Raw genomic sequence first — 2,151 nt, 5'->3', positions numbered from 1 at the left:
TAATTTGAGCCAAGTCGGGTCAGTTGGTGTTGGCGCGTGTGGGGTTCGATGAGGCCGCCGCGGACGACGAGGTGTTTCGTCAGTTGGTGTTGGCGCGTGTGGGGTTCGATGAGGCCGCCGCGGACGACGAGGTGTTTCGTCAGTTGGTGTTGGCGCGGATCATCGAGCCGACCAGCAAGGCCGATTCACTGCGGGGTATCGATGAGACCGGCGTGGCGCCGGTGTCGTATCCGACGCTCAACCGGCGCTTGCCGGTGTTCGCTAAACCCGAGTTTCGGCAGGCGCTTTCGGGTGCATGCGCGGCGCACGCGAAGCTGGGGCCGGCCAGCCTGGTGCTCTACTACGTCAGCACCTTGCACTTCGAGACCGATGCCGGTGACGGGTTTCGCGAGCCGGGGTTTTCCAAGGAGCGGCGCCTGGACCCACAGATCACCCTCGGATTGCTCACCGATGCGGCTGGCCTGCCCCTGTCGGTGGCGGCGTTCGAGGGTAACCGGGCCGAGACCGCCACGATGGTGCCGGTGATCAACGCCTTCAAGGCCGCCCACCAACTGTCCGATGTGACCGTGGTCGCCGACGCGGGCATAATCTCCGAGGCCAACCAGGTCGCGTTGCAGGCCGCCGGGCTGACCTACATCCTCGGTGCCCGCATTCCGTTCCTTCCCGGTGTGGTCGGTGAGTGGCGTGACAAACATGAAGGCGAGGCGATCCCTGACGGGCTGGTGCTGACCCAGCCGTGGCCGGCCACCAGCAGCGAGAAGGCCCGGGGTATCCCGGACCGGGTGATCCACTACCAATACCGCCACGACCGGGCCCGGCGCACGCTGCGCGGCATCGATGAACAGGTCGCCAAGGCTCAGCGCGCCGTCGACGGGCATGCCGCGGTCAAACGCAACCGGTTCATCAAGCTCACCGGGGCGACCAAGAGCGTCAACCGCGAACTGGAGGCCAAAACCCGCGCCCTGGCCGGGTGGAAGGGCTACACCACCAACCTTGTCGGTCAGCCCGCGTCGTTCGTCATCGATGCCTACCACCAGCTGTGGCGCATCGAGAAGGCTTTCCGAATGTCCAAGCACGACCTACAGGCTCGCCCGATCTACCACCGGACCCGCGATTCCAGGGAAGCCCACCTCAGCGTCGTGTTCGCCGCCATGGCCGTCAGCCACCACATCGAAACCCAAACCGGCTGGAGCATCAAGAAATTCGTCCGCACCGCCCGGCGCTACCGCACCGTCACCATCCAGGCCGGCAACCAGACCCTCACCGCTGCCGAACCCCCACCACCCGACCTCACTGAAATCCTCGCCAAGATCCACGCGCCACGTGCACACTAAATTGATAAAAGTCAGGTTACAATTCAGCATAGCCAACGCCTAGCCAACGTTCGTAAGTGTTTACAAGTACTTGTCTACGTAGTCGCGCAGGAGTTCTTCCGCTTGCGCGGGAACGAAACCTGTCGAGGCTATCTTCGATAGGTCAAGTGCGCTATTAGATGGGCGAGGAGCAAATACGCCAGAATGCGATTGGTAGTACTGTTGGGTGCTCACGGCTGTCACGCGATCGGGTTTTTTGCCCACCAATTCGAAAACGCGCCGTGCAACTTCCGCCCATGTATAGATATTGCCGTCGCTAGTCAGATTATACGTACCGAATTCAGCTCCGTTATCGATGAGGTGACGGATTCCGCGAGACAGTTCTGACGTGAATGTTAGGCGTCCCCGCTGGTCGTTAACGACAGAAGGATAAACGCCCCTTTCCGCGAGGGAAATCATTGTGCGAACGAAGTTGTTTCCATCGCCTATTACCCACGAGGTTCGGACGATATAGTGACGCGGCACCGTTTCAACTATCTGGTCAGCTGCTGCTTTGGTCTGCCCGTAGACACCTAAAGGGCTGACAGGGTCAATTTCGGAATAGGGCCTTGTATGGGTGCCGTCGAATACATAATCGCTGGAGATTTGTACGAGAGTTATCTGGTGGGCGGTTGCAATCCTGGCGAGCGCGGCGACTCCGCAAACGTTCGTAGCCCAGGCTGCGGCGCGCCCGTCAGCTGTCTCAGCACTGTCGACTCGGGTGTATGCGGCCGCATTTATAATTGTTCCATAGTCCGGCCAATGCCGTGCGGAGTGAAACCCGACTTGGCTCAAATTA

At 60.7% G+C, this 2,151-nt stretch carries 1 protein-coding gene and 1 pseudogene; one reads left to right on the top strand and one right to left on the bottom strand.

Translation table 11 applies throughout. The features are described from left to right. Positions 1-98: 98 nt before the first annotated feature. Positions 99-1,334: pseudogene (locus J3476_RS27545) on the top strand (IS1634 family transposase); the annotation flags it as partial. A 60-nt stretch (positions 1,335-1,394) separates the two neighbouring features. Here the strand turns inward: J3476_RS27545 and J3476_RS27540 are convergent. Then, the coding region (locus J3476_RS27540) for an NAD(P)-dependent oxidoreductase (protein WP_207069431.1) at positions 1,395-2,151 on the bottom strand (757 nt) is incomplete at its 5' end.

This window comes from Mycobacterium sp. PO1 (genome assembly GCF_017312405.1).
Taxonomy (GTDB): domain Bacteria; phylum Actinomycetota; class Actinomycetes; order Mycobacteriales; family Mycobacteriaceae; genus Mycobacterium.
Note: the sequence above shows the minus strand (reverse complement) of the source record. Positions and strands in the feature narration are given on the sequence as shown.